At 72.2% G+C, this 26376-nt stretch carries 26 protein-coding genes and 2 tRNA genes; 19 read left to right on the plus strand and 9 right to left on the minus strand.

All coding sequences use genetic code 11. The features are described from left to right. Positions 1–40: 40 nt before the first annotated feature. From BMX65_RS03600 to BMX65_RS03620, 5 genes are all read left to right on the plus strand, one after another. On the plus strand, positions 41–1228 hold the full coding sequence (locus tag BMX65_RS03600) for a PucR family transcriptional regulator (RefSeq protein WP_074998586.1): 1188 nt from the start codon (positions 41–43) through the stop codon (positions 1226–1228). Between the two features lie 100 nt (positions 1229–1328). Continuing rightward, positions 1329–2276 carry an ACP S-malonyltransferase gene (locus tag BMX65_RS03605; protein ID WP_074998587.1) on the plus strand — a complete coding sequence of 316 codons (948 nt, stop codon included), beginning with the start codon at positions 1329–1331 and terminating at the stop codon, positions 2274–2276. Positions 2277–2297: 21 nt separating this feature from the next. Next, positions 2298–3332: a ketoacyl-ACP synthase III gene (locus BMX65_RS03610; RefSeq protein ID WP_069991263.1), complete on the plus strand. Its 1035-nt coding sequence runs from the start codon at positions 2298–2300 to the stop codon at positions 3330–3332. A gap of 71 nt (positions 3333–3403) precedes the next feature. After that, entirely contained in the window at positions 3404–3652 is a 249-nt protein-coding gene (locus BMX65_RS03615) for an acyl carrier protein (RefSeq protein WP_074998588.1), read from the plus strand. 79 nt (positions 3653–3731) lie between these two features. Next, positions 3732–4997 (plus strand): beta-ketoacyl-[acyl-carrier-protein] synthase family protein, encoded by a 1266-nt coding sequence (locus BMX65_RS03620; protein ID WP_074998589.1) that lies wholly within the window; start codon positions 3732–3734, stop codon positions 4995–4997. Between the two features lie 143 nt (positions 4998–5140). Here BMX65_RS03620 and BMX65_RS03625 read toward each other — a convergent pair whose 3' ends face one another. Both BMX65_RS03625 and BMX65_RS03630 read right to left on the minus strand, forming a co-directional pair. Continuing rightward, positions 5141–6055 (minus strand): NAD(P)-dependent oxidoreductase, encoded by a 915-nt coding sequence (locus BMX65_RS03625; RefSeq protein WP_074998805.1) that lies wholly within the window; start codon positions 6053–6055, stop codon positions 5141–5143. Between the two features lie 134 nt (positions 6056–6189). Continuing rightward, complete coding sequence (locus BMX65_RS03630) at positions 6190–6684, minus strand: DUF3145 domain-containing protein (RefSeq protein ID WP_074998590.1); 495 nt, start codon at positions 6682–6684, stop codon at positions 6190–6192. Between the two features lie 303 nt (positions 6685–6987). On the opposite strand from BMX65_RS03630, the gene BMX65_RS03635 reads away from it, so the two are divergent. Further along, positions 6988–7962, plus strand: a complete 975-nt coding sequence (locus BMX65_RS03635; RefSeq protein ID WP_074998591.1) for an SGNH/GDSL hydrolase family protein — start codon at positions 6988–6990, stop codon at positions 7960–7962. A 243-nt stretch (positions 7963–8205) separates the two neighbouring features. On the opposite strand, the gene BMX65_RS03640 is transcribed toward BMX65_RS03635, so the two are convergent. Then, positions 8206–8634, minus strand: coding sequence for an organic hydroperoxide resistance protein (locus BMX65_RS03640; RefSeq protein ID WP_074998592.1), 429 nt, complete (start codon positions 8632–8634; stop codon positions 8206–8208). A 184-nt stretch (positions 8635–8818) separates the two neighbouring features. Then, the gene (locus BMX65_RS03645; RefSeq protein ID WP_177214177.1) at positions 8819–9868 is read right to left on the minus strand and encodes an NADP-dependent oxidoreductase; all 1050 of its coding nucleotides are present in this window, start codon (positions 9866–9868) and stop codon (positions 8819–8821) included. Positions 9869–9955: 87 nt separating this feature from the next. On the opposite strand from BMX65_RS03645, the gene BMX65_RS03650 reads away from it, so the two are divergent. Continuing rightward, complete coding sequence (locus tag BMX65_RS03650; RefSeq protein ID WP_074998593.1) at positions 9956–10399, plus strand: MarR family winged helix-turn-helix transcriptional regulator; 444 nt, start codon at positions 9956–9958, stop codon at positions 10397–10399. On the opposite strand, the gene BMX65_RS03655 is transcribed toward BMX65_RS03650, so the two are convergent. Beyond that, positions 10368–11021, minus strand: a complete 654-nt coding sequence (locus tag BMX65_RS03655; RefSeq protein WP_074998807.1) for a TetR/AcrR family transcriptional regulator — start codon at positions 11019–11021, stop codon at positions 10368–10370. The genes BMX65_RS03650 and BMX65_RS03655 overlap by 32 nt on opposite strands. Before the next feature lie 120 nt (positions 11022–11141). On the opposite strand from BMX65_RS03655, the gene BMX65_RS03660 reads away from it, so the two are divergent. Then, entirely contained in the window at positions 11142–11534 is a 393-nt protein-coding gene (locus BMX65_RS03660) for a cupin domain-containing protein (protein WP_074998594.1), read from the plus strand. A gap of 247 nt (positions 11535–11781) precedes the next feature. After that, positions 11782–12354, plus strand: a complete 573-nt coding sequence (locus BMX65_RS03665; protein ID WP_074998595.1) for a dihydrofolate reductase family protein — start codon at positions 11782–11784, stop codon at positions 12352–12354. A 391-nt stretch (positions 12355–12745) separates the two neighbouring features. Here BMX65_RS03665 and ku read toward each other — a convergent pair whose 3' ends face one another. After that, positions 12746–13831 (minus strand): non-homologous end joining protein Ku, encoded by a 1086-nt coding sequence (gene ku, locus BMX65_RS03670; protein WP_074998596.1) that lies wholly within the window; start codon positions 13829–13831, stop codon positions 12746–12748. Between the two features lie 30 nt (positions 13832–13861). Between ku and ligD the strand changes: the two genes are divergently transcribed. Further along, a complete protein-coding gene (ligD, locus tag BMX65_RS03675; RefSeq protein WP_074998597.1) occupies positions 13862–14752 on the plus strand; it encodes a non-homologous end-joining DNA ligase in 891 nt (296 codons plus the stop codon). Positions 14753–14882: 130 nt separating this feature from the next. Here ligD and BMX65_RS03680 read toward each other — a convergent pair whose 3' ends face one another. After that, positions 14883–15170, minus strand: a complete 288-nt coding sequence (locus BMX65_RS03680) for a hypothetical protein (protein WP_074998598.1) — start codon at positions 15168–15170, stop codon at positions 14883–14885. 190 nt (positions 15171–15360) lie between these two features. On the opposite strand from BMX65_RS03680, the gene BMX65_RS03685 reads away from it, so the two are divergent. From BMX65_RS03685 to BMX65_RS03710, 6 genes are all read left to right on the plus strand, one after another. Next, positions 15361–15433, plus strand: a tRNA-Asn gene (locus BMX65_RS03685). 235 nt (positions 15434–15668) lie between these two features. After that, a tRNA-Ile gene (locus tag BMX65_RS03690) sits at positions 15669–15742 on the plus strand. Between the two features lie 416 nt (positions 15743–16158). Beyond that, on the plus strand, positions 16159–16401 hold the full coding sequence (locus BMX65_RS03695) for a helix-turn-helix domain-containing protein (RefSeq protein WP_074998599.1): 243 nt from the start codon (positions 16159–16161) through the stop codon (positions 16399–16401). A 5-nt stretch (positions 16402–16406) separates the two neighbouring features. Continuing rightward, positions 16407–16994, plus strand: coding sequence for a Clp protease N-terminal domain-containing protein (locus tag BMX65_RS03700; RefSeq protein ID WP_074998600.1), 588 nt, complete (start codon positions 16407–16409; stop codon positions 16992–16994). A gap of 227 nt (positions 16995–17221) precedes the next feature. Then, positions 17222–17779 (plus strand): hypothetical protein, encoded by a 558-nt coding sequence (locus tag BMX65_RS03705; RefSeq protein ID WP_079171669.1) that lies wholly within the window; start codon positions 17222–17224, stop codon positions 17777–17779. Between the two features lie 249 nt (positions 17780–18028). Beyond that, positions 18029–18604, plus strand: a complete 576-nt coding sequence (locus BMX65_RS03710) for a hypothetical protein (RefSeq protein WP_074998601.1) — start codon at positions 18029–18031, stop codon at positions 18602–18604. 44 nt (positions 18605–18648) lie between these two features. On the opposite strand, the gene BMX65_RS03715 is transcribed toward BMX65_RS03710, so the two are convergent. Next, a complete protein-coding gene (locus BMX65_RS03715; protein ID WP_074998602.1) occupies positions 18649–19773 on the minus strand; it encodes a MalY/PatB family protein in 1125 nt (374 codons plus the stop codon). A gap of 185 nt (positions 19774–19958) precedes the next feature. On the opposite strand from BMX65_RS03715, the gene BMX65_RS03720 reads away from it, so the two are divergent. From BMX65_RS03720 to BMX65_RS03730, 3 genes are all read left to right on the plus strand, one after another. Beyond that, entirely contained in the window at positions 19959–21365 is a 1407-nt protein-coding gene (locus BMX65_RS03720) for an FGGY family carbohydrate kinase (RefSeq protein WP_074998603.1), read from the plus strand. A 251-nt stretch (positions 21366–21616) separates the two neighbouring features. Continuing rightward, entirely contained in the window at positions 21617–23350 is a 1734-nt protein-coding gene (locus BMX65_RS03725) for an ABC transporter ATP-binding protein (protein ID WP_074998604.1), read from the plus strand. 91 nt (positions 23351–23441) lie between these two features. Further along, positions 23442–25364 (plus strand): ABC transporter ATP-binding protein, encoded by a 1923-nt coding sequence (locus BMX65_RS03730; RefSeq protein ID WP_074998605.1) that lies wholly within the window; start codon positions 23442–23444, stop codon positions 25362–25364. Between the two features lie 98 nt (positions 25365–25462). On the opposite strand, the gene BMX65_RS03735 is transcribed toward BMX65_RS03730, so the two are convergent. Beyond that, on the minus strand, positions 25463–26275 hold the full coding sequence (locus BMX65_RS03735; RefSeq protein ID WP_074998606.1) for a S1 family peptidase: 813 nt from the start codon (positions 26273–26275) through the stop codon (positions 25463–25465). Positions 26276–26376: the final 101 nt, after the last annotated feature.

The following is a 26376-nucleotide window of genomic DNA, read 5'->3' on the forward strand; positions in this document are numbered from 1 at the left end:
CCGCGCCCGGTACGGGCATCCGGTAAGGCAGGCTTGTCCCGTGCCCGAAGCCTCAGATCCACCACCCCAGCACCCCCATCTGGCCACCCTTCGCCGTCTGGAACAGTCCTCCGGGAAACTCGCCGCCGCCGCCATCGCGCGGATGGACGAGCAGCTTCCCTGGTACCGCGCCATGCCGCCGGAGAACCGCTCCTGGATCGGCCTGGTCGCGCAGGCGGGCATCGCGGCCTTCACCGAGTGGTTCCGGCACCCGGAGACGCCGCAGGCCATCAGCACCGACGTGTTCGGCACCGCGCCGCGGGAACTGACGCGCGCGATCACCCTGCGGCAGACCGTGGAGATGGTCCGCACCACGATCGAGGTCGTCGAGGCGGCGATCGACGAGGTGGCCGCGCCCGGCGACGAGGCGGTGCTGCGCGAGGCGCTGCTGGTGTACGCGCGGGAGATCGCGTTCGCGACCGCGCAGGTGTACGCGCAGGCCGCCGAGGCGCGCGGCGCATGGGACGCCCGGCTGGAGTCGCTCGTCGTCAACGCGGTGCTCTCCGGCGAGGCGGACGAGGGTGCCGTCTCCCGGGCCGCGGCACTGGGCTGGAACTCCCCCGAGCATGTGGCCGTGGTCCTGGGAACCGCGCCGGACGGCGACAGCGAACTGACCGTCGAGGCCATCCGGCGCGCCTCCCGGCAGGCGAAGCTGCAGGTGCTCACCGGGGTGCTCGGCAGCCGCCTGGTGGTGATCGCCGGAGGGTCGGACGATCCGCTGAAGGCGGCCAAGTCGCTGATCGGGCCGTTCGCGGCGGGGCCGGTGGTCGCCGGACCGGTGGTGGGCGACCTGCTGGCCGCGACGCGCTCGGCACAGGCGGCGATGGCGGGCCTGAAGGCGTGCGCCGCCTGGCCGGACGCTCCCCGTCCGGTCCTCGCGGACGACCTGCTGCCGGAGCGCGCGATGGCGGGCGACCCGGTCGCGCGGGAGCTGTTGGTGGAGGAGATCTACAGACCGTTGGAGGAGGCCGGATCTGCGCTGCTGGAGACGCTCAGCGTCTATCTGGAGCAGGCGAGTAGCCTGGAAGGCGCGGCACGGATGCTGTTCGTGCATCCCAACACCGTCCGCTACCGGCTACGACGTGTGACGGACGTCACCGGGTGGTCTCCGTCGGATGTCCGGTCGGCATTCACTCTGCGTGTCGCACTGATCCTGGGGCGTCTCGCCGACTTCGGAGGTCAGCCGTAAGCTGACGGGCACCTTTTGTCGAGGGTCCACAATTACCCTCCCCGTTCTTCGTCTCGGTCCCCACCGGCCGAGACCCGTGTCCACAGGAGAGAGTGAAAGAGTGCTCGTACTCGTCGCTCCCGGCCAAGGCGCCCAGAAGCCTGGCCTGCTGACCCCCTGGCTCGAACTCCCCGGCGCCGCCGACCGGCTGGCCCGGTGGTCCGCCGCCATCGACCTGGACCTGGTGCACTACGGCACCGAGGCCGACGCCGACGCGATCCGGGACACGTCCGTGGCCCAGCCGCTGCTGGTGGCCACCGCCCTGCTGTCCGGCGACGCGCTGCTGGCGGCCGGCCCCGCGCAGGACGCACCCGGCCGGGCCGCCGCCGTCGGCGCCTTCGCCGGACACAGCGTCGGCGAACTGGCCGCCGCGGCGCTGAGCGGGGTGCTCAGCCCGCTGGAGGCGCTGCGCATCGTCCGCGCCCGGGGGGCGGCGATGGCCGAGGCCGCCGCCGCTGCCGAGACCGGGATGTCCGCCGTGCTGGGCGGGGACCCGGACGTGGTCGCCGGGCACCTGGAGAAGCACGGTCTGACCCCCGCGAACATGAACGGCGCGGGCCAGGTCGTGGCCGCCGGTACCGCCGAGCAGCTCGCGGCGCTCTCCGCCGACCGCCCCGAGAAGGCGCGGGTCATCCCGCTGAAGGTGGCCGGGGCCTTCCACACCGACCACATGGCGAGCGCGCTGCCCGCCATGGAGGCGGCCGTCGCGGACGTGACACCGGGCGCACCGGTCACCCGCTACGTCTCCAACTTCGACGGCGAAGTCGTGGAGTCGGGCGCGGACGTCGTACGCCGGCTGGTGCACCAGATCTCCGCGCCGGTGCGCTGGGACCTGTGCATGGAGACGTTCCAGCGGCTGGGCGCCACGGCGCTGATCGAACTGTGCCCCGGCGGCACCCTGACCGGCCTGGCCAAGCGCGCCCTGCCGGACGTACGGACGCTGGCGCTGAAGTCGCCCGACGACCTCGCCGCGGCACGGGATCTCGTCGCCGCCCACACGTCCGCCTGACCTCCAAGGAGCCCGAGAAGCATGACCGCGAAGATCAAGCCCGCGCAGGGCTCGCCGTATGCGCGCATTCTCGGCGTCGGCGGATACAGGCCGACCCGGGTGGTACCGAACGAGGAGATCCTCAAGCACATCGACTCCTCCGACGAGTGGATCCGCTCCCGTTCGGGCATCGCGACCCGGCACTGGGCGGGCCCGGAGGAGACGGTCGCCGAGATGACCCTGGAGGCCGCGGGCAAGGCCGTCGCGGACGCCGGAGTCACTCCCGACCAGGTGGACGCGGTCATCATCTCGACCGTCTCGCACTTCAAGCAGACCCCGGCGGTGGCCACCGAGATCGCCGACCGAATGGGCGCGGGCAAGGCGGCGGCCTTCGACATCAACGCGGGCTGCGCCGGCTTCGGCTACGGACTCACTCTGGCCAAGAGCCTGATCGTCGAGGGCAGCGCGCGGCATGTGCTGGTGGTCGGCGCCGAGCGGCTCTCCGACCTGACCGACCTGACCGACCGCTCCACGGCGTTCCTGTTCGGGGACGGTGCCGGAGCCGTCGTCGTCGGCCCGTCGGACGAGCCCGGTTTCGGTCCCTCGATCTGGGGCTCGGAGGGCGACAAGCGGGACGTCATCTCGCAGACCGTCCCCTGGGACGGCTTCCGGGTCGGCGACGTCGCACAGCTTCCGCTGAGCGAGGACGGCTCGGTGAAGTTCCCCGCCCTGCGCCAGGAGGGCCAGACGGTCTTCCGCTGGGCCGTCTTCGAGATGGCCAAGGTCGCGCAGCAGGCCCTGGACGCCGCCGGGATAACCCCCGAGGACCTGGACGTCTTCATCCCGCACCAGGCCAACATGCGGATCATCGACTCGATGGTGAAGACTCTCAAGCTGCCCGAACACGTCACGGTCGCCCGGGACGTGGAGACCACGGGCAACACCTCGGCTGCCTCCATCCCGCTGGCGATGGAGCGGCTGCTGGCGACCGGGAGGGCGAAGAGCGGCGACACCGCCCTCGTCATCGGCTTCGGGGCGGGTCTCGTCTACGCCGCCACGGTCGTTACTCTCCCCTAGTCAAGATCCGAGCAGCCCCGTACGACAGGGTCGGGCGCTGCGGACTCACCGCTACACGAAGGAGCGCCGCAATGGCCGCCACTCAGGAAGAGATCGTCTCGGGCCTCGCCGAGATCGTGAACGAGATCGCCGGTATCCCGGCCGAGGACGTCCAGCTCGAGAAGTCCTTCACGGACGACCTGGACGTGGACTCGCTGTCCATGGTCGAGGTGGTCGTCGCCGCCGAGGAGCGCTTCGGCGTGAAGATCCCGGACGACGACGTCAAGAACCTCAAGACCGTCGGCGACGCGACCGACTACATCCTCAAGCACCAGAGCTGAGACATCCGTTGACGCGTTTGTCGCCACCCGGCATGCGGGTGGCTCAAACGAGTCACCCCCTACCGTGGAGAGAATTCCAGTGAACGCGACCAATCACTCCGTGGTCGTCACCGGTATCGGCGCAACCACACCGCTGGGTGGCGACAGCGCATCGACCTGGCAAGGGCTCGTCGCCGGGCGCTCGGGCGCGGCGCTCCTCGAGGAGGAGTGGGCCGCCGACCTGCCGGTACGGATCGCGGCACGGGCCGCGGTCGACCCGAGCGAGGTCATCCCCCGCCCCCAGGCCAGGCGGCTGGACCGCTCGGCGCAGTTCGCGCTGATCGCGGCACGCGAGGCGTGGGCCGACGCGGGCTTCACGGCCCGGGCCGGCGAGGACGCCTCCGTCAACCCGGACCGGCTGGGCGCCGTGGTGGCGTCCGGGATCGGCGGCGTGACCACGCTGCTGGACCAGTACGACGTGCTGCGCGAGAAGGGCGTCCGCCGCGTCTCGCCGCACACGGTGCCGATGCTGATGCCGAACGGCCCCTCGGCCAACGTGGGCCTGGAGGTCAACGCCAGGGCCGGGGTGCACACCCCGGTCAGCGCCTGCGCCTCCGGCTCCGAGGCGGTCGGGTACGCGATCGAGATGATCCGCACCGGCCGCGCCGACATCGTCGTCGCGGGCGGTACCGAGGCGGCCATCCACCCGCTGCCGATCGTCGCGTTCGGCAACATGATGGCGATGTCCAAGAACAACGAGAACCCGCAGGGCGCCTCCCGCCCCTTCGACGTGGACCGCAACGGGTTCGTGCTCGGCGAGGGCGCCGGGGTGATCGTGCTGGAGTCGGCCGAGCACGCGCGGCGGCGCGGGGCCCGGGTCTACGCCGAGGCGGTGGGCCAGGGCATCTCCGCCGACAGCCACGACATCGTGCAGCCGGAGCCCTCGGGCAACGGCATCGCGCACGCGCTGCAGCACCTGGCCGCCAACACCGACCTGGACCCGGCCGAGGTCATGCACATCAACGCGCACGCGACCTCGACCCCGCAGGGCGACCTGGCGGAGCTGAAGGCGCTGCGCAAGGTGTTCGGCGACGACGTCGACCACATGAGCATCTCGGCGACCAAGTCGATGACCGGGCATCTGCTCGGCGGCGCGGGCGGTGTCGAGACGGTGGCCACGGTGCTGGCGCTGCACAACCGCACGGCGCCGCCGACCATCAACATCGACAACCTCGACCCGGAGGTGGACGGCGACATCGTGCGCGATGCCGCCCGCGAACTCCCGGCCGAGGGCCGGATCGCCGCGCTGAACAACTCCTTCGGCTTCGGCGGCCACAACGTGGTGCTGGCGTTCCGTACGGTGTGATCCCGCGCGCGGTCCCGGACCGCGTCCAGGCGCGACAGGGGTGAGGGGCGGCCTTCCCGGAGGCCGCCCCTCACCCCTGTGCTGTCCCCCGCCCGTCTTCCGGTGCTGCCCGGCCGCCCGGCTGCCCAGCTGCCCGGCTGCCGCTAGGCCGAGCCCCGGGCATCGCCTCTGCCGTAGTCGGACGCCTCGTAGCTGGCGAAGTACGAGGCGACCGCGTCGTCCCCGCCGTGCCCCTGCGCCTCGGCGCGCCGCAGCCGCTCGGCCACCGCAGGTGCCGCATCGAGCCGCACCCCGTTCTCCCGGGCCGCCCGGGCGATGAGCTCGGCGTCCTTGCGGGCGCCGGAGAGCGGGAAACTCGCCTCGTAGGCGCCCTCCAGGACGAGCCGGGCCTTCGCCTGCAGATACGGGGCGTCCAGCGGGCCGCCCGCGACGGCACCGAGGAACGCGTCGGGATCGACGCCGAGACCCTCGGCGAGCGCAAGCGTCTCCGCGGTGCCGTTGATGAGGGTGAGGACCCAGTTGTTGACGACCAGCTTGAGGCGGCTGGCGGCACCGGGTTCCGCCCCGAGCCACAGGGTCCGGGCGCCGATGGCGTCGAGGACCGGAGCCGCGCGCTCGCGCACTTCGGGGTCGTCCGACGCGCCGGACACCAGCACGGTCAGCTCGCCCGCCTCGGCGGGTGCCTTGGTGCCGAGCACGGGAGCATCCAGGAAACGCAGGCCCTGTGCCCGGGCGAACTCGATCAGCGGCCCCAGCCCGTCCGGCCCGACGGTGCTGGTCTGGAGCCACACGGTGCCCTCGGACAGGCCCTGGGCGGCGGCGCGCATGGCGTCCAGCACGGCGGGACCGTCGTGCAGGGAGGTCAGGACGGTACCGGCGCCGCGCACCGCCTCGGCCGCCTCCTCCGCGACGCCGACGCCGTGCGCGGCCAGCGGCTCGGCCCGGCCGTGGGTGCGGTTCCAGGCGCGGACCGTGAGCCCGGCCGAGGACAGGTTGCGGGCCATGGCGGCCCCCATGGTGCCGGTGCCGAGCACCGCGACAGAGGTTTCGTACGACATGCCGGAACGGTAGGCGTTCGAGCCCGCACGAGGGCAGGCGGCGCGCATGCACGGCATCCGGCTTCCGGCGAACGGCACGCGCCGCGGCCTCCTGCCGGGCACCCGCGGCCGCCACGGAAGGGCATCCGGCCGCGTCAGACCACCTGGTGCAGCCAGCGGACCGGAGCGCCCTCGCCGGCGTAGCGGAACGGCTCCAGTTCGTCGTCCCAGGGCTTGCCCAGCAGGCGGGAGATCTCCGCTTCCAGGTCGCTCTCCCCGCGCCCCGCGCGGGCGACGGCCGCGCGCAGCCGGTCCTCGGGGATGAGGATGTCGCCGTGCATGCCGGTGACCGCGTGGAAGATGCCGAGGTCCGGGGTGGCGCTGTAGCGCTCCCCCTCGGCCGCCGCGCACGGCTCGGCCGTCACCTCGAACCGGAGCAGGTGCCAGCCGCGCAGCGCGGAGGCGAGTTTGGAGGCAGTGCCGGGATCTCCCTGCCAGGAGAATTCGGCCCGCCAGGTGCCGGGAGAGGCGGGCTGTCTGATCCAGTCGAGGTTGACGCGCGCGCCCAGCACACCCGCGACCGCCCACTCGACGTGCGGGCACAGGGCGCGGGGCGCCGAGTGGACGTACAGAACTCCACGTGTCGTCACCGGGACCTCCAGTGCGCTCCGAGGGTCGCCACCGGGCGGCCTCGATCACCTACCGGTCACGCGCCGGGAAAGCGCCTGACATTTTGCACCACCGGTCACTTCCCTACCAGCTCCCGAGGTTACGAATAGTAAACACCATTGCGCTCAATTCTCCCTGAAAGGGACAGGAAGTGACGCGAGGTAATATTTACCAGTCGCCGTGCCGATCGATCCACCGCTCATCGACCACGGCACAAGCTATCGCGCGGCGGCACGTGGTGGGTGACGTACCGTCGGTCGGGCACGGGTGAAACAGGGGGGCGGATGACGGAGAGCCACGAACCGGGGAACGCGCATTCGGCGCGTGCGCAGCCCGCCGCACGCAAACGGTCCCGTACCGTCGCCATCTGCGCTTTCGTACTGATCACCGTAGCGGGCCTGGTGCTCGCCGTGTCGTGCGGCGACTCCTCGGGTGGAGGCGACGAGCACGGCGCGCAGCGCGCCGACGGCTCCTCACGCCCCCACTCCTCACCGACCCCGCGGAAGATCTGGAACCGCGAGCCGGACTCCCTGGCCGCGGTCGGCGACTCCATCACCCGCGGCTTCGACGCCTGTTCGCTGCTGGCCGACTGCACCGAGGTCTCGTGGGCCACCGGCACGGCACCCGGTGTCGACAGCCTCGCGCGGCGGCTGCTGGGCGACCCCGAGGGGACGAGCTGGAACTACGCGGCCAGCGGTGCCGTGATGGCCGACCTGCCCGGGCAGATGCGCCGGGCCGCCGCCCGGAAGCCCGACCTGGTGACCGTCATGAGCGGCGCCAACGACGCCTGCCGCAGCACGACCGGGCGGATGACCCCGGTCGCGGACTTCCGCACCGACTTCCGCGCGGGACTGCGCGCGCTGCGCGGCGACGCACCCGAGGCGCAGGTCTACGTCTCCAGCGTGCCCAACCTCAAGCGGCTGTGGCAGGAGGGCAGGAAGAGCCCGATAGGGCAGCGGGTGTGGGGACTGGGCATCTGCCAGTCGATGCTCAAGGACCCCCAGTCGATGGCTGCCGCCGACCGGGAGCGGCGACAGGAGGTCCAGGACCGGGTGGTGGCCTACAACACCGTGCTCAAACAGGAGTGCGCCAAGGATCTGCGCTGCCGCTACGACAACGGCGCGGTCTTCGACTACCGCTTCACCGAGGCCGAGCTGAGCAACTGGGACTGGTTCCACCCCAGCAAGAAGGGCCAGCGCAGTCTGGCCGAGCTGGCGTACGAGGAGATCACCGCACGGCGTCCCACCGAGCGAGGATGAGGTGAACGGCCCCGTCGGACGAGCTGGCCGGTGCCCGGGGGAGGCCGCCGCGAGACGCAGGCCCTCACCGGGCGCGCCGCTCTCCGCAGCGCGCTCCTGAGCCGCCGGGCCCGGATCCCGGACACGGCCGGATTCCCGGCGGGGTTCCGGCCTGCCAGGGCCGGCCCGGCACTCTCCGGGCCTGTCCTGTCCGGGCTGCGGAGCGCCGCCGGTTCGGCGGCGCTCCGCAGCCCGACCGCCGGATCAGGCGGTCTGCAGGGTGACCTCGATGTTGCCGCGCGTGGCGTTGGAGTACGGGCAGACCTGGTGGGCCTTCTCGAGCAGGTCCTTGGCCGTGGCCTCGTCCACGTTCGGAATGGTGGCCCGCAGGCTCACGGTGAGGCCGAAGCCGCCGTCCGGGGTGTTGCCTATGCCGACCTCCGCGGTCACGGTCGAGCCGGAGATGTCGGCGCCCTCCTTGCGGGCCACGACGCCGAGCGCGCCCTGGAAGCAGGCGCTGTACCCCGCGGCGAAGAGCTGCTCGGGGTTGGTGCCCGCACCGCTGCCGCCCATCGCGCGCGGCGGGTTGACGACGACGTCGAGCTGGCCGTCGTCGCTGGCCACGCGGCCGTCGCGGCCGTTCTCCGCGGTGGCGACGGCGGTGTACTTGACGTCGATCGGCTGTATCGCCATGGATTTCCTCCTGTTGATGGCACGACCGGGGGAACTCGCGCCCAGGTTCCCTCCGGTGCGGTGCCCAGGGTAGGCGCTCGGTCCGGGGGCGGTGCAGGGAGCCCGGCCGAGCCCGACCGGGGCCGCGGGGCCGGGCCGGGTCCGGCCGTGCCGACTGGGCCCCGCCCGGCCCGTGCCCGGCGGCTCAGTCGCCGAGGGTGACGATCATCTTGCCGACGTTCTCCCCGCGCAGCAGGCCCAGGAATGCCTCCAGGTTGTTGTCGATGCCCTCGACCACGGTCTCCCGGTACTTCAGCTCCCCGGAGCGGATCCAGGGGGCCACCTCGTCGACGAACTGCTGCTGGAGGTCGAAGTGGTCCATGACCAGCAGCCCCTCCATCCGGAACCGCTTGGCGATGATCTGGGCCAGATTGCGCGGCGCGGGGGTCGGTTCGGTGGCGTTGTACTGCGAGATCATCCCGCACACCGCGATCCGGCCGTGCAGGTTCATGGCGTCGATCGCGGCCTCGAGGTGCTCGCCGCCGACGTTGTCGAAGTAGACGTCGATTCCGCTCGGCGCCGCCTCCCTGAGCTGCTCGGCGACCGGGCCGTGCTTGTAGTTGAAGGCCGCGTCGAAGCCGTACTCGTCGGTGAGGACCTTGACCTTCTCGTCGGAGCCGGCCGAACCGATCACCCGGGAGGCGCCCTTCAACCGGGCGATCTGGCCCACCTCGCTGCCGACCGCGCCCGCCGCGCCGGAGACGAAGACGGCGTCACCGGGCTGGAAGCCGGCCACCCGCAGCAGGCCCGCGTACGCCGTCAGACCCGGCATGCCCAGCACACCGAGGTAGGTGGAGAGCGGAGCCGCCTCCGGGTCGACCTTGGTGGCGTACTTGGCCCGGAGCGTGGCGTACTCGCGCCAGCCCAGATCGTGCAGCACGTGGTCGCCGGGCGCGAAGGCGGGGTCCTCGGAGGCGAGGACGACACCGATGGCGCCACCGGTCATGGGCTCGTTCAGCTTGTAGGGGTCCGCATAGGACTTCGCCGAGCTCATCCTGCCGCGCATGTACGGGTCCACGGACAGATGGATGTTGCGCACCAGGATCTGCCCCTCGGCCGGAGCCCGGACCGGCTCCTCCCGCAGCGCGAAGTCGTCCGTGGTGGGCCAGCCCTGCGGCCGGGCGGTCAGGTGCCAGGCCCGCCCGGTGGCCGGAATCCGGTTCGCGGCGGAGTCGGGGGATACGGATGAGGTCACGCTGTCCTCCAGAATTGCTTCAGGTACTGAAACAACCATGCGGCTGGATATTTCATGTTGTCAAGCATCGCCCGCTAGGCTGGTCGCATGGCAGGAGGAGACGGTCGCGCCCCGGACGCGCTGTGCGTCGAGGTGGCCGAGCTGATCGGCACGGTGGTCGCGCGGTACCACGAGGAGTACGAGCTGGCCGCCGCCGAGCACGCGCTGACCGGCGCCCAGGCGCGGGTCCTCACCCTGCTGTCGCACCGGCCCACTCCGATGCGGCAGCTCGCCCGCCACCTCAAGTGCGAGCCCTCGAACGTGACGGGGATAGTCGACCGACTGGAGGCGCGGGGCCTGGTCGAGCGCAGACCCGACCCCGCCGACCGCCGAGTGAAGGTCGCCGCCGCCACCGAGGAGGGCCACGCCACCGCGACCCGGCTGCGCGGCGAACTGGACTTCGCGGGGGAACCCCTCCAGGAGCTCACCCCGGCCGAACGCAGACTGCTGCGCGACCTGCTCAGGCGGATGCTGGGCGGGACCGCGCACTGAGCCCGGCCACCAGCAGGTCGAGCCCCGCCCGGAACTCCTCCAGGCGGTCGCCCTCGGCCGCGGCCGTGGCGATCTCCACCACCCGCGGATAGCGCTCCTCCGGGAGCGTCCGCCCGCGCTCGATCACCTCGTCGGCCGAGCCGCCGGACAGGCGCAGGGAGGCGGCCCCCGACTCGCTCTGCGCGAAGCCGATGACGAACCCGACCACCAGCCGGAAGGCCACCAGCAGGTCCCGCCCCGACCGGCCGCCCCTGGCCAGCGCCTCCAGCATCCGCTCCCCGAAGGCCAGGGTCGGTTCGTCCGTCGTGCGGCGTGCCACGATCAGCGGCACCACCTGGGGGTGGCGGCGGACGGTCACCCAGTAGGACTCGGCGAGGACCCGCACCTCCTCGCGCCAGTCGGCGGCGGGTTCCGCCGGATAGGCGGCGTGCCGGACGACGGCTTCGATCACCAGCGACTCCAGCCCCTCCCGGCCGTCCACGTAGTTGTAGAGCGTCATCGGACCGGTGCCCAGCCGCGCGGCGAGAGCGCGCATCGAGAGGGCGTCCAGTCCCCTGTCGTCGGCCAGCTCCAGAGCCGCCGAGGCGAGTTGGTCCCTGCTGAACTTCTTCGGTGCGGGCACCGGGCGTCCGCCTTCCCGGCCGTCTCCGGCCACTGGCCGTCCCGGCCTTCCCTTGACCACGTACGCCGTACGTGGTCCACTGTCATCACGTACACCGTACTCGATGAAGGGGTGGCGACCATGACCGCGGTGGACCTGTTCTCCTCCATGATCCGGCTCGGACCCGACGGCGACGCCCGGGCCGAGGAGCGCCGGATGTCCCCGGACCTCGACGGCTGGACGGTGGTGACCCTGCATGTCGACAGCGACGCGGACGCACACCCCGAGTCGTGGGAGTGCCACACGGACGGCGAGGAGGTGATGTGCGTGCTGACCGGCGCGGTGCGGGTCCACTTCCGCGGCGAGACCGATCCGCGGGACCCGGACGGGGAGTTGGCGGCCCGGCTGGGCCCGGGCACCGCCTGCGTCGTCCCGCGCGGGCGCTGGCACCGCATCACCGTGGAGGAGCCCAGCGACATCATGGCGTTCGCGCGGATCGCGGGGACCCGCATGGAGCGCCGCACCGGGTGGTGAGCGGCGCCTGCCGACCGGGAGCACACATCCGGTGGGCCGGACCGCGCGGCCGGCGCGGGGGCGGTACGGGAGGGAATGTCGGTCGACGGTCCGGGTCACCGAAATTTACTGAAAAGAATGTGCGACAGGCCGATAAGTTTCTCCACAGACGGCGGTCTGGATCCATGAACGGTGTGGCAGCAACCGCGAGCGGTGAGGGCCTCGCACCGATCCGCCGAGAACCGACACGAGACACCGAGGACCTGAGATGCGCACCCTGATCAGCACCGCCTTCATATCGCTCGACGGCGTCGTGGAGGCCCCGGGCGGGGAGCCCGGTTACCGGAACGCCGGATGGACCTTCAAGGACATCGAGTTCGTCCCCGCGGCCTTCGACATCAAGATCCGGGAGCAGAAAGAGGCCGCCGCCATGCTGATGGGGCGGACCAGCTACGAGGCGTTCAGCCCGGTGTGGCCCGACATGGAGGACTTCGCCGACTACAAGGTGCTGCCGAAGTACGTCGTCTCCACCACGCTCGGCGAGGAGGATCTGGTGGAGAACTGGGGCGAGACGACGATCCTCCGCTCGCTCGACGACGTCGCCGCACTGAAGCGGACCGAGGGCGGCCCGATCATCCTCCACGGAAGCGCCTCCCTGAATCAGGCACTCTCGGACGCCGACCTGATCGACCGCTACCACCTGCTGGTCTTCCCGCTGCTGCTCGGCGCGGGGAAGCGGCTGTTCAGCACCACGGACAAGGACACCCAGAAGCTGAAGCTGGTCGAGCACGAGGCATACGCCAACGGTCTGCAGAAGAACGTGTTCGACGTCGTCCGCTGATCCCGCGCCCCGTGCCTGGCGCGCCGTCCCCGCGTTCCCGGAGGGGCGACGATCCGCCCGGCAGGCCGGGTCCGCCGGTCCGGCCGCTCCCGCCGGGCGGCCGGACCGGCGCAGCGGGCACCGGGCGAAGGACAGCGCGGAGTGGGCCGCTGGCGGCCGGCACCGCCAGGGGCCTGGTCATCCGGCCGGCAGATCCGGCGCTGCGCGTCCCGCCTCGACGGCCGGAGGCGGGATGCGGGATGCCGGATGCGGGATGCAGGATGCAGGGCGTACCGGAGGCGCGTGCGGACGGACCCCCGACCTCGACCGGTACCGGTGCCCGTCGCGGTCCGCCCGCCCGGCGGCTGAGCGCACAGGGATGGTGTGCCCTGGTGCACCCTGATGCGCCCGGTCAGGCGCTCTTGCGGGGACGCGCGGACTTCTTCGCGGCGGTCTTGCCCGCGGCGGTCTTCTTCGCCCCGGCCGTCCCGGCCGACTTCTCGGCGGCGGCAGCCTTCTTGGTGCCGGTCTTCTTGGCAGCGGTCTTCTTCGCCGCGGTCTTCTTGGCCGGACTCTTGCGGGCGGCCGGCTTCGCGCCGGACCCCGCGGCGCCGGACCTGCCCCCCTTGCCGCCGCTCCGCCCGGACGCCGCCCGCTCGCCCGTCCCCTTCCGGCGGTCCGAGAGCGCGTGTACGGTCGCCTCGCCCTCCGCGTGCCCGCTCCTGGCCTCCTGGACGCTGCGCTCCAGCACGGACATCAGGTCCACCAGCTTGCCGCCGCCCGCCTCGGCGCGGCGGCGCAGTTCCTCGGGCGGCGGCTCGGCGCCCTCCGCCTTCGCCCGGACGAGCTCTTCCAGCGCCTCCCGGTACTCGTCGCGCAGATCGCCCCAGTCCAGCTCGCCGAGGGTCTCCATGAGGGTGTCCGCGAGGTCGAGCTCGGCGTCCCGCACCGTGACCTCCTCCTCGGGTGCGACGCCGCTGACCGAGCGGATCTCGTCGGGCCACAGCATCGTGTGCAGCGCCAGCGCGTCCTCGTAGACGCGCAGCATCCCGAGACTCTCCCGGGCCCGCAGGGCCAGCTTGGCGACGGCGACCTTGCCGGAGCGCTTCAGCGCCTCGCGCAGCAGGACGTACGGCTTGTCGGCGCGCTTGCCGTCGGCGGCCAGGTAGTAGGAGCGGTCGAGCTGGATGGGGTCGATCTCCTCGGCGGGGACGAAGCCGAGGATCTCCACGGTCCTGGCGGTGGGCAGCGGGAGGGCCGCCATGTCGTCGTCGGTCAGCAGCATGGTGCGGCCCTCTTCGGTCTCGAAGCCCCGGCCGATCTCCTCACGCGGCACTTCCGCCTCGTCCAGCTCGCACACCTTGCGGTACCGGATGCGGCCCTGGTCGACCGTGTGGACCTGGTGGAAGGAGACGCTGTGGTTCTCGGTGGCCGCCACCACCTTGATCGGGATCGAGACCAGCCCGAAGGAAATGGCCCCTTTCCAGATTGAACGCATACTTTGTCCCTTCTATGGGACTCTCAGGTTATGCCGCACACGGAGATCGGGGGCCACCGTCTGGCCCTCAGCAACCTCGACAAGGTGCTCTATCCGGCGACGGGTTTCACCAAGGGCGAGGCGATCCGCTATTACGCCGCCGTCGCCGATGTCCTGCTGCCCCACCTCGACGGACGCCCCCTCTCCTTCCTGCGTTTCCCGGACGGCGTGGAGGGCGAGAAGTTCTTCACCAAGCACGTTCCGCCCGGCACCCCCGACTGGGTGACGACGCGCAAGATCACGGTGGTGAGCAGGACGCCGCTGAACCAGGTCCTCATCCAGGACGAGGCGACGCTGGTCTGGGCGGCCAATCTGGCCGCGCTCGAGCTGCACACCCCGCAGTGGCAGTCCGACCACCAGGCCGAGGCGGACCGGCTGGTCTTCGACCTCGACCCGGGGGAGGGCGCCGACATCCTGGACTGCCGCCGGCTCGCCGACTGGCTGCGCGAACGGGTGGCCGACGACGGGATCACCCTGCTGCCCAAGACCTCCGGCTCCAAGGGCCTGCACCTGATCGCGGCGATCGAGCGCACCCCCTCCGACCGGGTCTCGGCGTACGCGAAGCGGCTCGCCCAGCAGGCCGAGGCGGAACTGCCCGACCATGCGGTCAGCAAGATGGCCAAGGATCTGCGGCCGGGGAAGGTCTTCGTCGACTGGTCGCAGAACAACCAGGCCAAGACCACGGCAGCGCCCTACACGCTGCGCGCCAAGCAGCGGCCGACCGCCTCCACCCCGCTGACGTGGGCCGAGCTGGCCGCCGCCGACCGGCCGGAGGACCTGGTCTTCCTCGGCACCGACCTGCCGCGGCGGATCGAGGAGTACGGCGACCTGCTGGCCCCGCTGCTGGAGAGCGCCGCGGGCCGGGGCCGCATCCCGGTGTAGCGGGCACCCGCACACCGGCCCGGGGTGCCCCTCCGCACGCCGGGGGAGGACGGGCGCGGCCACGACCGCTCCCGTCCTCCCCCGGACTGCTTCTCCCGCGGCGGCCCCCGGAAGGGCCGGCCGAGCGGCCTCAGTGCGCTTCGGCGCCCCAGTCGCTGCCGGCCCGGGCACGGTAGTCGCGGGCCGTGCGGACCCGGTCGGCCACCGAGGAGGGGAGCCGGCCCTGGACGGCGTCGGCGGCCTTTGCCGCCGCCTGCCGGCTGCTGAGCGCCGCCGCCTCTCCCGCGTTGCGCACCGCCGGGTTCTCCGCGATCCTCCGCACGCCCTTCCTGATCTGCTCGTAGCGCTCGCGTCCCGCGCGGGCGCCGAGCACGTAGCCGATGGCCAGTCCGGACACGAATGTGAGCCGGTAGCGCATAGCTTGCCCCTTCTCTCGGCTGGTGGTCCTGCTGCCGGTACCCGGGGACTGCGGCAGCCACCGGGGTGCCTCAGGGGTACCGCGTTCGGGCGGCGGCAATACCGATTTCGGAGCACCCCCTGGCATGCGCTAATGTATTCCTCACCGCAAGGGAGCACCCCGGGGTTCCGGAGTGCGACCGACGAGACGGTCCCGTGTAGCTCAATCGGCAGAGCAGCCGGCTGTTAACCGGCAGGTTACTGGTTCGAGTCCAGTCGCGGGAGCACCACTCGAAAGGGCCCCTCCCCAGGGGCCCTTTTCGTGTGCCGCCACTGCACCCGTGAGCCCGGCGCAGGGCGTTCTTCCCTGCTTCGCAACGAAGTTGGCCGCGAACTGGAACCAATCACCCTTGATTCGGGGTCCTCACCTGCGTAGATCTCCCCCGGCGCGGGCGGCAGATCCTATGAACGGTTATGCTGCGGCAGACGGCGCGCACAGATGTGCGCGGTGCGCCGTTACGGGGCGGTAGCTCAGCCGGTTAGAGCAGCGGACTCATAATCCGTCGGCCGTGGGTTCGAGTCCCACCCGCCCCACCTCAGCACGACCGAGCAGAAACGTTCCGAGCTGGAACTCGGTCGGGGCGCTCCGTACGAGCAGGCACCCCGTTCAGCGCTCCCCGACGGCCTTTCGCCCCCGCGTCGGGCCGCCACCCTTGTCACCCGTTCGGGGCGCCATCCCCCCGCTCGCGCGCGGAACCCCTCCTCTCACGCGGCTCGCGCGCTCCACGAGAGCCGTGCGCGCCGCCCCGAGCAGCGCCCGCGCCACCCCCTGTGCCATCCACGCTTCTCGTCCGTCCGCACCTGCGCGGCCCTCCGGTCGGCCTGCCGCTCCGCCCGGCGGCGCCCGGACCCGCTCCGTCCGGCGACCCGCATCACCCTTCCCCGCGATGCCACCACCAGTGCCGTCAACAAAGGTTGACAATCGAGAGATGTCATCCTACGTTGACAGCATGGCAGGAACGGAAGCAGACGGAGCCGACGAGGCGGTCCACACAGCCCGGGCCGCTCTGGACGGCGACCCGGCCGTGGGCCTGCGGGCCGCTGCTGCACTGCGGCGGCTCGCGGAGCACCTGGAGGCACTCCAGGTCGGCAACGCGCGCCGCCAGGGGTGGTCCTGGGACGAGATCGGCGCGGCCCTCGGGGTCAGCAGGCAGGCCGTGCACAAGAAGCACTCGAAGCGCACTGGGAGGTAGGGCCGATGTTCGAAAGGTTCACCAGGGAGGCGAGGGACGTGGTGATCAGCGCACAGGAGGAGGCGCGCTCGCTCGGACACGACCGGATCGGCACCGAGCATCTGCTGCTGGGCACATTGCGGCACCCGGAGCAGACGGGCGCGGCGACCCTGTACCGGCTGGGGGTGAGCGCGGCGTCCTGCCGGGCGGCGGTCGCGGGAGTGGTCACCGGGTCGGGCGAGGACCTCGGCCCGCAGGACGCGGAAGCGCTCCGCGCCCTCGGGATCGACCTGGCGGAGGTCCGCAGGCGTGCGGAGGAGTCCTTCGGGGCCGGCGCGCTCGACGCGGCGGCCGGGTCCGGCCGCACGGGGCGCGGCAGCGGCACGGCCACCCGGCACATCCCGTTCGCCGCACGCGCGAAGGAAGCGCTGAAGCGGGCGCTGCGCGAGGCATCGGCGCGCGGGGACCGGGAGATCGGGACCGCGCACGTACTGCTCGGCGTGCTGCGCTCGGAGGACAACATCTCCGTCGCGGTGTTCTCCCGGCTCGGTGTCGAACCGGAGGTGGTGCACGAACTGGTGCTCGACGACCTGCGAACGGCAGCGACGGCGTGAGAAGACCTCCGGGGCGCCCGTGACACAGCGCTTCGAGGCACCCGTGACGGGTGGGGCGCCGGTGGCGTGAAGGACGTCAACCGACCGTGCAGAGCGGGGTGATGGCGTACAACCCCCCGAGGCGGCGGCGTGTCGTACTGGGTATCCCGCACATCGCACCCATACCGGCGATGCCACGGAAAGCCCGCATACGACTGCTTCTTCAACGAAGAGGGGGAAAAATCACGATGCGCTCCACCGGTTCCACCCGCTCCACCCGCTTCTCCGAGGGCGCGCTGGCCGCTGCCGCGACCTCCGCGCTGGTACTCCTGCCCGCCGGGGCCGCCTACGCCGGCAGCGGCCCGGCCACTCCCCCGTCGCACCCGCAGAAGCTGACCCGCAGCACGGCCCCCTCCCCCGAGGGGAACCCGGCGAGCCGGGCGGCCCGGGCGGCGGGCGTCTGCGACGACGCCGTGCCGATCGGCACCCGCGGGCTGATCAAGCGGGGCTCGGAGACGATCGCCTCGGTCAAGCAGTTCTACTCGAAGAAGTGCGACGAGAACTACGGCTACGTGTGGGTCTGGGAGAGCTTCCGCAAGACAGCGGCGCCCTACGACATCACCGCCGGCGTCTACAGCTACAGCGACGACTCCGTGCACGCCGCCAAGGCGTGGAAGTCCACCAAGCAGCAGGAGTTCTGGACGGACGGGGCGAACACGGTCGACCACTGCACCTCCGGCGTGGGCAGCCTGCGCCCGGCGGGCGCGCCGCAGAGCCACCAGGCGTACTCCCAGAAGCGCTGCTGAGCACCACACCCGCCCGGCCCACGACGGTCGGAGGGGGATGCACAAGGCCCGGGGCCCGGCGCCACTTTGCCGATGGCGCCGGGCCCCCTCCGCACCCGTCCGCACCCCACCGCACCACTTGCGCACGCCTCTGCTGCGACCCGCCGCCGCGCGTGAATCCCCGCCACGGGTACCGCGGCCTCTTACTGTGAGCCTCCTGGTCTGACCGTTATGACCGGAACATCCCGTACTTCCGTCAGGAGGAGACTCATGCGTACTCTGTCCGCCTTCAAGGGCGTCTCGCCCGTCAAGGGCGCCCTCACCGCCGCCGCCTGCGCGATGGCGCTGCTGCCCGCCGGCGCCGCCCAGGCCGACGCGACGGCACCGGCCCCCACCGAGGCCCGGGCCGGCGCGGCGACGGCCACCGCCGGCGCCCCCGAGAGCGCCCCGGCGGCCGACGAGGCGGGCATGTCCGCCGACCGGTCCGCCATGGCCGCGCACATGTGCAGCGACGCCTACCAGATCGGCTCGACCGGCTACATCAAGCGCAAGGGCTACACCATCGGCTCGGTCAAGCAGTTCTACTCGCCGCGCTGCAACCGCAACTACGGCTACCTGTACGTGTGGAAGAGCTTCCGCGACCACCACCGGAAGTACGCGACGAACGTCGGTGTGTACGACTTCCACGCCAAGAAGCTGGTCGGGCTGCGCATCTGGCGCCACACCTCCGCCGCGTCGTTCTGGTCCTACCCGGCGGACACCGTGCGCCACTGCACCGCTGCGCGCGGCGCCGTGACGGTGCCCGGGGAGAGCAAGAACTACGCCTACTCCTCCAAGCGCTGCTGACCCCGTCCGGCAGCTGACCGCCCGAGCAGCACCGGACGGGGAGTTCACAGCACCGAGGCCATCCGGCGCACCACCTCAGCCAGGATCTCCGGCGAGGTCGCCAGATTCAGCCGGACGTGCCCCGCTCCCCCGGTGCCGAACGCAGGCCCGGGATTGAGGGCGACCCGGCCGCGCCGCAGGAACACCGCGGCCGGGTCCTCGCCCAGCCCCAGCGCCCGGCAGTCGAGCCAGGCGAGGAAGGTGCCCTGGGGCTCCCGGTGGCCGACCGCGGGCAGCTCCCGGGAGAGCAGCTCCCCCAGCAGCCGCCGGTTCTCGTCCAGGCCCGCCAGCAGCTCGTCGAGCCAGCCGGTGGCCTGCCGCAGCGCCGCCGAGTGCGCGATGACGCCCAGATGGCTGGGCCCGTGGCCGACCTCCTCCGGCATGGCGGCCAGCTCGTCGGCGGCCGCACCGCCCGCGACCGCCAGGCCCGCCTTGAGCCCGGCCAGATTCCACGCCTTGGAAGCCGACAACAGGCAGAACGCGTCCTGGCTGCCCGGCACCGACAGATACGGCACCTGCCGGGCTCCCGGCAGCACCAGCGGCGCGTGGATCTCGTCGACGACCACCCGCACCCCGTACGCGGCGGCGAGCGCCGCGACACCCGCCAGCTCCTCGGCGGTGTGCACCGTGCCGGTGGGGTTGTGCGGGCTGCACAGCAGGAAGGCAGCGCGCCGCCCGCCCGCGGCGGCCCGCGCGAACGCCGCCTCCAGCGCCTCCGGATCCAGCCGCCCGGCCCCGTCCAGCGGGGCCTCCACGACGCGGCGGTCCAGGTGTGCGACGAACTGGTAGAAGGGCGGGTAGACGGGCGGATTGACCACCACCGCGTCCCCGGGGCCGGTGACCAGTTTGAGCACCTCGACGACGCCGAGCATCACGTCCGGCACGAGCGCGGTGTGCTCCGCCGGGATCCGCCAGTCCCAGCGCCGGCGCGCGAAGCCGTCCCACGCCTCCGCGTAGCCGGTGCCCGCGGGGTAGCCGGTGTCGCCCGTCCGGACCGCTTCTCGGATCGCCTCGGCGACCGGCTCCGCCAGCGGCACGTCCATCTCCGCCACCCATGCGGGCAGCACGTCGGGGTCGTAGGCGCGCCACTTCATGCTCGTGCGGCGGCGCAGCTCCTCCAGGCTCAGCATGCGCAGGGGGTTCGACAACGGTGCTCCTTCCGGTCGTCGTGCCTGTGAGTCGTGCCGGTGGATCGTTCCTGTGCGGTGGCCTGTGGCCGTCGCGGGCCCGGGAGGTGCGGGGTCCGTCACCGGGGCGAGGTGCCAGGACGGGGCGCCGGGCCCGGTACGGGTGGCTATGAGGCATCATTCCGGCCATGGGGATAGTCGCCGGCCTGGACAGTTCAGCCGAGTACACGAGCATCGTCGTCTGCGATTCGGAAACGGGTGCGGTCGTCCGGCACGGGCACGCCGAGCACCCGGGTGAGCGCGACGACCCGCAGTCCTGGCTGCGCTCCCTCGGTACGGCCGCGGGCGACGGGCAGCTCGCCGACGTGCAGGCGATCGGTGTCTCGGCGCAGCAGCAGGGCCTCGTCGCGCTGGACGGTGCGGGCGAACCGGTCGGCGCCGCGCTGCTGGGCAACGACCAGCGGGTGCAGACGGCCGCGGCGGACCTGGTGGAGGCGTTCGGCGGACGTGCGGCGTGGGCGGCGGCGGTCGGAACGGTGCCGCAGGCCGCGCACCCGGTCTCCAAGCTGCGCTGGCTGGCCCGCGAGCAGCCGGCGGCGGCGCGGCGGACCGCCGAGGTCATGCAGCCGCACGACTGGCTGGTGTGGCAGTTGCTGGGCCGTCCGGCGCGGCGGGTGACCGACCGCGGGGACGCCTCGGGCACCGGCTACTGGTCGGCGGCGACCGAGTCCTACCGGCCGGACCTGGTCGAGCTGGCGCTCGGCCACCAGGTGGGGCTGCCCGAGGTGGCCGGTCCGGCGGAGCCCGCCGGGCACACCCCCGAGGGGCTGCTGATCTCCGCCGGCACCGGCCAGACGATGGCCGCCGCGTTCGGCCTGGGGCTGGAGCCCGGCGATGTGGTGATCTCGCTCGGCGCGACGGGCTCGGTGTGCGCCGTCCACCACGAGGCGCTGGCCGACCCCTCCGGGACCATCACCTCCTACGCGGACGCGACCGGCATGCACCTGCCGGTGGTGCGCACCCTGAACGCGACGCGGGTGCTGCGCGGGGCCGCCGGGATGCTCGGCACGGATCTGGAGGGGCTCTCCGAACTGGCGCTCTCCTCCACTCCCGGCTCCTCGGGCCTGGTGCTGCTGCCGTATCTGGAGGGCGAGCAGACGCCGCAGCTTCCGCACACGGCGGGCTCGCTGCACGGGCTGCGGCGCGAGAGCATGCAGCCGGAGTTCCTGGCGCGGGCCGCTGTCGAGGGCATGCTGTGCGGGCTGGCGGACGCGCTGGAGGTGCTGCGCGCCCGCGGGGTGTCGGTGCGGCGGGTCTTCCTGCTGGGCCAGGCGGCGGGACTGGGCGCGGTCCGGGAGGCGGCGCCCGCGCTGCTGGATGCGCAGGTCGTGGTACCCGAGCCGGCCGACTACGCGGCGATCGGCGCCGCCCGGCAGGCGGCATGGGTGCTCTCCGGCTCCGGCCGTCCGCCCCAGTGGCCCGCCGCGGCCTGCCAGGTGTTCGAGGCGGGCGAGCAGCGGGCGGTCGGGCAGGCCGTGCGACAGCAGTACGCCACGGTGCGCGAGGAGATGTATCCGGGGGCGCTGGGCGTCTGACCCCTGCGGCGCACGGGCGCCCCGCGCCCCCGGGTGGCGCCGGTGCGCCGGGAACGGGCGGTACGCGGCGGGAGCCGGAGGCGGGCGGTCCGCGGCGCGGGCCCGAGGCGGGCGGTCCGCGGCGTGTGTCGAGGGCCGGTCGTGCGGACATCCGGACCGTCCAAAACCGGAGGCGGACCCGTACCGCACGCTTGTACGCTCGATCACTTGCGCCTTCCGTTCTCCCGACCTGACCGACCGAGGAAATCCGTGTGCTGATCCGCCTCCTCCGCGCCCGGCTGCGCCTGTACCAGCGGCCGATCGCGCTTCTCGTGCTGCTGCAGCTCGTGCAGACGAGCGCCACGCTGTATCTGCCCACTCTGAACGCGGACATCATCGACAACGGTGTCGTTCTCGGCGACACCGGCTACATCCTGCGCCACGGCAGCCTCATGCTGGCGGTCTCGGTGGTGCAGGTGGTGTGCAACATCGGTGCCGTCCACCTGGGCGCGCGGACCGCGGCGGCGGTGGGCCGCGACATCCGCGCGGGCGTCTTCGACCGGGTGCAGGCGTTCTCGGCCCGCGAGGTCGGCCGGTTCGGCGCGCCTTCGCTGATCACACGCACCACCAATGACGTGCAACAGGTGCAGACGGTGACGCTGATGGCGTTCACCCTGATGGTCACCGCACCGATCATGTGCTTCGGCGGCATCTTCATGGCGCTCGGCCAGGATGTGCCGCTGTCGGCCGTGCTGCTGGGTGTCGTGCCGGTGCTGGGCGTCACGGTCGGGCTGATCGTGCGCCGGATGCGGCCGCTGTTCCGCTCCATGCAGGAGCGGCTCGACCACGTCAACCGGATCCTGCGTGAGCAGATCACCGGCGTCCGCGTCATCCGGGCCTTCGTCCAGGACGCATACGAGCGCCGCCGCTTCCACGCGGCCAACACCGAACTGACCGACATGCAGTTGCGCACCGGCCGGTTGATGGCGCTGATGTTCCCCGTGGTGATGACGGTGGTGAACATCTCCAGCGTGGTGGTGGTCTGGTTCGGCGCGCACCGCATCAGCGGCGGCGACATGGAGATCGGGGCGCTGACCGCGTTCCTCGCGTATCTGATGCAGATCGTGATGTCGGTGATGATGGCCACCTTCATGTTCATGATGGTGCCCCGCGCAGAGGTGTGCGCCGAGCGGATCCAGGAAGTGCTGGCGACCGACTCCAGCGTCGTGCCTCCCACCGCGCCGGTCACCGCCCTGCGGCGGCACGGCCATCTGGAGCTGCGCGGCGCCGGATTCGGCTATCCGGGCGCCGAGGCTCCGGTGCTGCAGGGCATCGACCTGGTGGCCCGCCCCGGCGAGACCACCGCCGTCATCGGCTCCACGGGCAGCGGCAAGTCCACCCTGCTGGGCCTGGTGCCCCGGCTGTTCGACGCGACGGCGGGCGAGGTCCTGGTGGACGGGGAGGACGTGCGCGCCCTGGACCCGGCGCTGCTGGCGAGCACCGTGGGGCTCGTGCCGCAGCGCCCGTACCTCTTCTCCGGCACGGTCGCCTCCAACCTGCGCTACGGGCGGCCCGACGCGAGCGACGAGGAGCTGTGGCACGCCCTGGAGGTCGCGCAGGCCAAGGACTTCGTGGAGCGGATGGAGGGCGGTCTGGAGGCGGCCGTCGCGCAGGGCGGCAGCAACGTCTCCGGCGGACAGCGGCAGCGGCTGGCCATCGCGCGCGTGCTGGTGCACCGGCCGGAGATCTACCTGTTCGACGATTCCTTCTCCGCGCTGGACTACGCGACCGACGCGGCGCTGCGGGCGGCGCTCGCGCGCGAGACGGAAGAGGCCACGGTCGTCATCGTCGCGCAGCGGGTGGCGACCATCCGGGACGCCGACCGGATCGTCGTCCTGGACGAGGGCCGGGCCGTGGGAACGGGGCGGCATCACGAGCTGATGGAGAGCAACGGGACCTACCGGGAGATCGTGCTCTCCCAGTTGACCGAGAGCGAGGCCGCGTGAGCGGGGCACACACCACCGCCCGGCCGCGGGCAGCGGGGACGACCGGCCCCGTGCACCGTGTGCGCGTGGCGGCGAGCGGGAAGGACACACCATGAGCGGGCCCGGGGGCATGGCCGGAGGGCCGCCTCGACGATCCATGGACTTCGCCGGGTCCGGCAAGCGCCTGCTGCGGCAGTTCCGGCCGGAGCGGGGCCTGCTGCTGATGATGCTCGGGGTGCTCGTCGTCAGCGTCACGCTGAGCGTCATCGGTCCCAAGCTCCTCGGGCATGCGACGGACCTGGTCTTCGGCGGCTTCGTCGGCCGGAAGCTGCCCGCCGGGCTCACCAAGGAGCAGGCGCTGGAGAATCTGCGGCAGCACGGCGACGGCGGGGTGGCCGACATGCTCTCCGGGATGGACTTCACCCCGGGCCAGGGCATCGACTTCGGCGCCGTGGGCACGGTGCTGCTGGGTGTCGCCGCCGTGTACGCCGCGGCCGGACTGCTGATGCTGTGGTCGGGACGCATATCCGTCCGGGTCATCACCCGTACCGTCTTCCGGCTGCGGGAACAGGTGGAGGAGAAGCTGGGCAGACTGCCGCTGTCCTACCTGGACGGCCAGTCGCGCGGCGAGGTGCTCTCCCGGGTCACCAACGACATCGACAACCTCGGCCAGACGCTGCAGCAGACCATGGGCCAGCTCATCAACTCGCTGCTGACGATCGTCGGCGTGCTGGTGGTGATGTTCTGGATCTCGCCGCTGCTGGCGCTGGTCGCTCTGCTGACGGTGCCGCTGTCGGCGCTGGTCGCCACGCGGGTGGGGAAGCGGGCGCAGCCGCAGTTCGTCGCCCAGTGGAAGTCGACCGGTGCGCTGAACGCGCACGTCGAGGAAATGTACACCGGGCACGCGCTGGTGAAGGTCTTCGGGCGGCAGCGCGAGTCGGCCGAGGTCTTCGCCGAGCAGAACGAGGAACTGTACCGGTCCGGCTTCAAGGCCCAGTTCATCAGCGGGATCATGCAACCCGCGATGATGTTCGTCGGCAACCTCAACTACGTGCTGGTGGCTGTCGTCGGCGGACTGCGGGTGGCCTCGGGCGCCCTGTCCATCGGGGACGTGCAGGCGTTCGTGCAGTACTCGCGGCAGTTCAGCCAGCCGCTCACCCAGGTCGCCTCGATGGCCAACCTGGTGCAGTCCGGAGTGGCGTCGGCCGAGCGGGTCTTCGAGATCCTCGACGCCGAGGAGCAGTCACCCGACCCCGACGAAAAGCACGCCGTGCGGCCCGCCGCAGCGCGGGGACGGGTGGAGATGCAGCACGTCTCCTTCCGCTACGCGGAGGACACCCCGCTGATCGAGGACCTGTCGCTCTCGGTCGATCCCGGCCGGACGGTGGCGATCGTCGGGCCCACCGGTGCCGGGAAGACCACCCTGGTCAATCTGCTGCTGCGGTTCTACGAGGTGCGGGGCGGCCGGATCCTGCTGGACGGCACGGACATCGCCGCCATGTCCCGCGAGGACCTGCGCGCGGGTATCGGCATGGTGCTGCAGGACACCTGGCTGTTCGGCGGCACCATCGCGGACAACATCGCCTACGGGGCGCAGGGAGCCACCCGCGCACAGGTGGAGGAGGCCGCGCGGGCCGCGCACGCCGACCGGTTCATCCGCACCCTGCCGGACGGCTACGACACGGTCCTGGACGCCGAGGGCGACAGCGTCAGCGCGGGCGAGAAGCAGTTGATCACCATCGCCCGCGCCTTCCTCTCCGACCCGGTGATCCTGGTCCTGGACGAGGCCACCAGTTCCGTGGACACCCGCACCGAAGTACTGATCCAGCAGGCGATGGAGCGGCTGGCCGCGGAGCGGACCAGCTTCGTGATCGCCCACCGGCTCTCCACCATCAGGGACGCGGACGTGATCCTGGTGATGGAGAACGGCGCCATCGTCGAACAGGGCAGTCACGAGGAGCTGCTGTCCATGGGGGGTGCCTACGCGCGGCTGTACCGGTCGCAGTTCGCCGAGGCCGTGGCGGAGGTGGACTGACCGCCCCTGGACCGACCACCTCCGCCGGCGTGCGTGGCCGCTCCCCGCCGCGCGCCGGCCCCGGTCCGCGGGGCGGTGCCGCGCGGCGGCGGAACCGGTCAGCCCAGTTGCGCGGCGGCGGCCTCGATGTCGGCGGCGAAGGTGCTCACCTCGGTGTAGACGCCGGGCTTGCCCGGCCTCGCGCAGCCCTCGCCCCAGCTCACGATGCCGACCTGGATCCACTCACCGGCGTCGTCCTTGCGGAACATCGGCCCGCCCGAGTCGCCCTGGCAGGTGTCGACGCCGCCCGTGTCCATCTTCCCCGCGCACAGCTCCTCGTCCTCGACGAGGCCGGAGTAGGCGCTCTTGCAGGTGGCGTCGTCCACGAAGGGCACCTGCGCCGTGAGCAGGTACCGCTGCTGGGCGCCGCCCTCCTGGTCGGCACCCCATCCGGCGATGGTGAAGTCGCCCTTGTCGTAGGAGTCGTCCTGGGCTGTGGCCAGGGTCGGCTGGTCCAGGGGCCGGTCCAGCTTGATCAGGGCCCAGTCCTTGCCGGTGCCGTCGTAGCCGGGTGCCTGGACGACCTCGGTCGAGGTGGCCGTGACGGCGTCCGGGTCCTCCAGGTCGACGACGCCGCCGGTGGCGGTGATGCTGGTGTCGGGGCCGCTGCCGTCGACGCAGTGGGCGGCGGTCAGCACGATGTCGTCGCTGAGCATGGAGCCGCCGCAGCCCATGGACAGCCGCACCATGAAGGGGAATGCGCCCTGCTGGGCCCGGCTGCCGCCGACGACGGTCGCGTCCGGTGCCGCGCGGTGGCCGCCGGGGTTGTCGGTCGGCAGCGCGGAGGCGACCGAGGGGCTGAGGCTGAAGGCGGCCAGGGCGACGGCGCCGACGGCGGTGACTCTCTTGAGGTGTTTCGCGGAGTGCTGCAACGCGCTTCCTCTCGTGGGGGGTTGCTCGCGGCCCGACCCCCGGTGGCGCGCGCACGGCACGCAGTTTTCATGCCCATGCCAATGCGCTGGCAGCATGCAGC

It is taken from the genome of Streptomyces qinglanensis, from assembly GCF_900111245.1.
Lineage (GTDB): Bacteria > Actinomycetota > Actinomycetes > Streptomycetales > Streptomycetaceae > Streptomyces > Streptomyces qinglanensis.